At 74.6% G+C, this 4,966-nt stretch carries 4 protein-coding genes and 1 pseudogene; 1 reads left to right on the top strand and 4 read right to left on the bottom strand.

The window, feature by feature from the left end; translation table 11 throughout:
• A pseudogene (locus EBN88_RS31390) lies at positions 1 to 1,629 on the top strand (PAS domain S-box protein); the annotation flags it as partial.
• 102 nt (positions 1,630 to 1,731) lie between these two features.
• Here the strand turns inward: EBN88_RS31390 and EBN88_RS28560 are convergent.
• The 4 genes from EBN88_RS28560 to EBN88_RS28545 form a co-directional block, all read right to left on the bottom strand.
• The gene (locus tag EBN88_RS28560; RefSeq protein ID WP_122399911.1) at positions 1,732 to 2,325 is read right to left on the bottom strand and encodes a SigE family RNA polymerase sigma factor; all 594 of its coding nucleotides are present in this window, start codon (positions 2,323 to 2,325) and stop codon (positions 1,732 to 1,734) included.
• A 357-nt stretch (positions 2,326 to 2,682) separates the two neighbouring features.
• Positions 2,683 to 2,970: a hypothetical protein gene (locus EBN88_RS28555; RefSeq protein ID WP_122399910.1), complete on the bottom strand. Its 288-nt coding sequence runs from the start codon at positions 2,968 to 2,970 to the stop codon at positions 2,683 to 2,685.
• A gap of 164 nt (positions 2,971 to 3,134) precedes the next feature.
• A complete protein-coding gene (locus EBN88_RS28550; RefSeq protein ID WP_122399909.1) occupies positions 3,135 to 3,842 on the bottom strand; it encodes a hypothetical protein in 708 nt (235 codons plus the stop codon).
• Entirely contained in the window at positions 3,839 to 4,429 is a 591-nt protein-coding gene (locus EBN88_RS28545) for a sigma-70 family RNA polymerase sigma factor (RefSeq protein WP_122399908.1), read from the bottom strand. The genes EBN88_RS28550 and EBN88_RS28545 overlap by 4 nt, the downstream gene beginning before the upstream one ends.
• Positions 4,430 to 4,966 lie beyond the last annotated feature (537 nt).

Raw genomic sequence — 4,966 nt, 5'->3', positions numbered from 1 at the left:
AACCCGGCGCCCGCGCCCGGCCCCGCGCCGGCGCCTTTCGGGCCGCAGCCCGACCCCAACGCCACCTCCTACGAACTGGCCGCCCCCGCGCCCCCCGCCGGACAGGGGCAGCCCGTTCAGGGACAGCCCGTGCAGGGGCAGCCCGTGCAGGGCCCGGCCGGCCAGCCGCCCCAGGGCCAGGCCCCGCAACCCCAACCGCCGCAGGGACAGCCCGAGTTCGAGCAGGTCCCCGGCCAGGAGCCGCCGGTGTACGGCCCGGTTCCGCAGGCGCCCGGCGCGCCCCAGGCGCCGATGCCCCCGGCGGCCCAGCCGCCCGAGGAGCCGGCGCCGGCCGACCAGGGGCCGGCCGGCCAGGCCCCCGGGGAGCAGGGGCCGGCCGAGGAGCCGGCGCCCGTCGAACACTCGGTGGTGGCGGCCAGCCCCATCCTGGACGGCACCATGGCCCCGGCGCCCGCGCCCCGGCGCCCGCGCCCCCTCCCCATGCCGGGAAGCGAGCGCGCGCGCCCCGAGCAACACGCCCCCGGCGTGAGCGTGCAGACGTTGGGGCAGGGCGTTCCGGTGCCCCCGCAGGTCAGGGGCGGCGCTAGGCCGCAGCCCCGCCAGGAGACGCCGGCCAGGCCGGTCCCGCAGCAGGCCCCGACCCGGCGCCGCAAGTTGGCCGCGCCCCCGGACGACGACGATCCCCGCCTGAACCGACCGGCCGCCGCCGGCTCCTCGCCGGCGCCCGTGGCGCCGGCCGAGTCCCAGGGGCGCGGTCGCGAGTACGCGATCAGCGCGCCGGCGGCCGGCACGGCCGAGGGGCCGGAGCCGTTGGACGGCCCCAACGGCGCGGTCGAGGTCACCGAGGCGCAGGGCGAGCGCGGCGGCGGAGCGCTCCGTCAACAGGGTCCGGCCGACGACGAGTTGCCGCCCGAGCCGCTGGACAACCCGCGCCGGCTGCTGGTCTGGCCCGAGCCCGACGTCTCGACGCAGCAGGCACTGACCGACCGTGGCTACCGGCCGGTGATCGTCCACTCCCGCGAGGAGGTGGACGCGCAGATCGCGGCCTATCCCGCCGCGCTCTTCGTCGACCCGCTCACCGGCCCGATCACCAGGACGGCGCTCCAGTCGCTGCGCGCGGCGGCGGTGGCGGCCGAGGTGCCCGTGTTGGTGACGGCCGGCCTGGGGCAGGCGAGCCGGGACGCGGCCTATGGCGCCGACCCGGCGGTGCTGCTGAAGGCGCTCGCGCCCAGGGACAGCGAGCAGCATCCGCCCAGGGTGCTGCTGGTGGAGGAGCGGCAGGTGATCGCCGACGCGCTGGCCGCCTCGTTGGAGCGGCGCGGAATGCGGGCGGCGCACGCCCCCTCGGACGCGGCGGCGATGGAGCTGGCGGCGCAGCTGCGGCCCAACCTGGTGGTCATGGACCTGCACCAGGTGCGCAGGCGGCGGGCCGGCATCATCGACTGGCTGCGGGTCAACGGGCTGCTCAACCGCACCCCGTTCGTGGTCTACACGGCGGCGGACATGGACCCGGCGCAGTTGCCGCAGTTGGCCTCGGGCGAGACGGTGCTGTTCCTGGCCGAGCGCTCGACCCAGCCCGAGGTGCAGGCCAAGATCGTGGACCTGCTGACCAAGATCGGCGCGCACTGAGCGATCGGCGCGCACTGAGCGGAGTTGGCGTCGGAGTCGGCATCAGAGCGGCGTCGGAGTTGGCGTCGGAGTCGGCAGGAGCCGAAGCGGCCGGCGGCGGCCTCAGGCCGCCATGGCCTGGCCGTCCTGGGTCGGCGCCACCTGGCCGGCGACCGGCTCCGGGTCCTCGGCCCTGGTGACCTCCGCCAGCTCCTGGTCCTCGCGCAGCTTGGCGAGCGCCCGGGAGACGGCGGACTTCACGGTGCCGACGGAGACGCCGAGCAGCTCGGCGGTGGCGGCCTCGCTCATGTCCTCGTAGTACCTCAGGACGACCATGGCCCGTTGGCGCGCGGGGAGCCGGAGCACGGCCTGCCACATCGCGTCGCGCACGGCCTGCTGCTCCGCCGGGTCGGGCTGCGGCAGCGGGTCAGGCTCGGGCAGCTCGTCCACCGCGTACTCGTCGACCCGGCGCTTGCGCCACTGCGAGGTGCGGGTGTTGACCAGGGCACGGCGAACGTAGCCGTCCAGCGCCCGGTGGTCCTCGATCCGCTCCCAGGCCAGATAGGTCTTGGTGAGCGCGGTCTGGAGCAGGTCCTCGGCGTCGCTGGGGTTGGAGGTGAGCGAACGGGCGGTGCGCAGCAGCACCGGGCCACGGGCCCGCACATAGGAGGTGAACGTCAGCGGCGTGACCGGCTGGACTGTCCTGGGCGTGGTCATGTCCTACAAACTAGGAGACTTCGCCCCGCAGCGGATCGGCCCCAGGTCTCGATGGCTTCTCCCTCCCAGGGTGTAGAAGTGGGGCTGGCTCCACCTCCCCAGGGTGGAGGGGATCTCCTCCCGACCCTCAGGGCGGCTCAGGGATTCACCTGATACCACCGGGGGGTTGCCGGCCGGGGTCTCCTCGCGCACGCGAACGCACGGGGGCGAACGCGCGAACGCACGAACGCGCGGACGCACCCGAAGGTGCGCCCGCGCGCCGAACCGCTCGGTGCCGGCCGCCCGACCGGCCGGCCACCGACGACGCACCCCGGACGCCGCCGACGGCCGGCCGGGGCCCGCCGATGAACGAGCGGCCTAGAAGACGTCGAAGACCAGCGTGTAGTACGTGTTGTCCGACTGGTCGACGAAGGTGAAGGCCGACTCGTTCACGTTCACGGTGTTGCTCTCGTTGCTCGCGCCGAGACCGGACGCCGCCTGTTGGGTGCCCGAGTAGTTGCCGTTGTTGTCGTCTCCGACGCCACTCGCGACGCTGCCGGCGATCGCGTTGTCGTCGACGGCGTGGGCGACCCCGCTGACGGCACCGAGCAGAAGCGGCGTGGCGGCAAGGGTGGCGAGAACGCGGGCGGTGCGGATGCTTGCCATCTGGTTCCTCCATGAGACGCGGTGCGGTGCTCTGGCGCGGCAGTTGGCCTGACTGCCTTCGGACGGATCACGACGTCGCGAGACCAGAGTTGCCCACGGTATTCCGGGAGAACCCGGATGGCGGGGGGATTCCCCCGCAGGAGGGAGGGCGGCGGACCAAACGTTCAGCCGGTGGCGGTCAGTTCTTCGATTCGCTGCGCGAAGTCGGCCGTGGGGAGCGGGAGTTCGATCTCGTCGACGAACTGCACGGCGTCCGGGAGGTAGTGGATGACGGCCGAGGCGGCCTCGGTGAGGTAGTCCTCGCCACGGTGGAGGAGGGCGAGGACCCGCAGCACGAGGCCCGGGCTGCTGCCGTCCGGCAGCTCGTCCTCGTCGGGGTGCGGGTGGTGGGCGGGGTCGGCCTGGCGGTGCCACAGCTCGGCCTCCCACTCCTCCCCGAGGGTGAGGTGGTGCAGATAGAGGCAGTAGGCGGCGGCCCCGTCGCCCGCTCCGGCGGCGAACTGCCACCAGAAGCGCGCCGACTCCTCCTGCCCGGCCAGCTGGAGGGCGCATCCCAACACCCGTGCGCCGTCCGGTTGCGGAATGCGCCGCCCGAGGAGCGCCCCCATGTGCTGGAGCGCGCCGTTCTGCTCGACCACGGTGCGACAGAGGATCTCCAGCAGCGACCGGGCCTCCGCCTCGCCGGCCACCCCGGGCGACTCGGCGGGACAGTCCGGCGGCAGCCCGCCGCCGAGGCCGTTCTCCCGGTGCGAGCAGACGCCGATCCCGGCCGCGATGCGCTGCTCGGCCGCCTCGATCTCCTGCTGGCTGTAGGTGTGGGGCCTGCGGGCCAGGACGGCCCGGGCGAGGAGCTGCTCGATGGTCACCGTCACAGTTCCCCGACCTCCTCCCGTTGGCTCCGCTCGCCGCCCTCCGTGGGCTCGATCCCCAGTGTCTCCTTGAGCCGGTGTCTGGCGTAACGCGCGGTGGAACGGACGCCCGGCACGGTCAGCCCCAGGATGTCGGCCGTCTCCTCGGTGCTGTAGCCGATGCAGTAACGGAGGACGATCACGTCGTGCTGCCGCTCGGGGAGTTCGCTGATCGCCTGGTAGAGGCTGAGGCTCTCCTCCAACTCGCCTATCGGGTCGACCGCGTTGTGCAGCGCCTCGGTCTCGAAGGCGGCGGTGTCCATGACCACGGGGCGGCGCCCCCTGGCCCTGGCGGTCTCGACGATGTGGCGCTTGAACGCGGCCCAGGCGAAGCCGGCCGGGCTGTCCACGCGCAGCGCCTCGGCCCAGTCGGCGGCCAGCTGCTCGAAGGCGTGGTCCACGGCCTCCTCGGCGTGCTCCCGGTTGCCCAGGTACAGCTCGGCCCAGCGCACATAGGCGGGCCGGTACATCTGGTGGAAGGCGCGGAAGTCGGCGGGGAGCGGGGCGAGCGGCGCCACGCCAGCGCGGCGCGGGAGAACGGGCTCGGTCATCGGTGGCTCCTCCCGGTGCGTCGGTGACGGCGGGCGCCCGACCGGGGCGCGGACGGCGCCGTCGGGGTCGGGCCTGCGTGGGGAGCGCGCGATGCGTTCACGGACCTCCGGGTCCTCTCGTCGTCGTGTCGGGGAACCGAGGCCACGCCCCGGGAACGAACCGCCGGCGTGCGCCCCTGGATGGGGTCGACCCACCACCGGTGCCCGTGGAACGAACGGACACCTGCCCACCGTTCCGGACGCTCGGACGTCGTTGTGGTGAGCGGCCAGGGCCTCGAATCGTCTACCCGAACGTCAAGGAGGCTAGCGGTCCCCGCCCCGGGCTGCCAACCCGAAAGCAGGCCACCCCGCGTGGCATCGGTCACGGCGTCCGGCGGCCGGGGCCCGCCGAACTCCCCCGGCGCACGCGGACGTTGCGCGGTGCGCTGGCCGCGCGGGCGGTGCGCTGCCGCGCGGGCCTCCGGGAGAACGCGCCCTCCGCGGGTGGGCGCTCGCGGGGCGCGCACGGACAGCGCGACGGCGAGGGCGCGGGGCCCG

It is taken from the genome of Streptomyces triticirhizae (genome assembly GCF_003696235.1).
In the GTDB taxonomy this organism is placed as follows: Bacteria; Actinomycetota; Actinomycetes; order Streptomycetales; family Streptomycetaceae; genus Streptomyces; species Streptomyces triticirhizae.
Note: the sequence above shows the minus strand (reverse complement) of the source record. Positions and strands in the feature narration are given on the sequence as shown.

Coding starts and splice junctions, on each gene's coding strand:
- EBN88_RS28560 (WP_122399911.1), bottom strand. CDS start 2,325: ATGACCACGCCCAGGACAGTCCAGCCGGTCACGCCGCTGACGTTCACC.
- EBN88_RS28555 (WP_122399910.1), bottom strand. CDS start 2,970: ATGGCAAGCATCCGCACCGCCCGCGTTCTCGCCACCCTTGCCGCCACG.
- EBN88_RS28545 (WP_122399908.1), bottom strand. CDS start 4,429: ATGACCGAGCCCGTTCTCCCGCGCCGCGCTGGCGTGGCGCCGCTCGCC.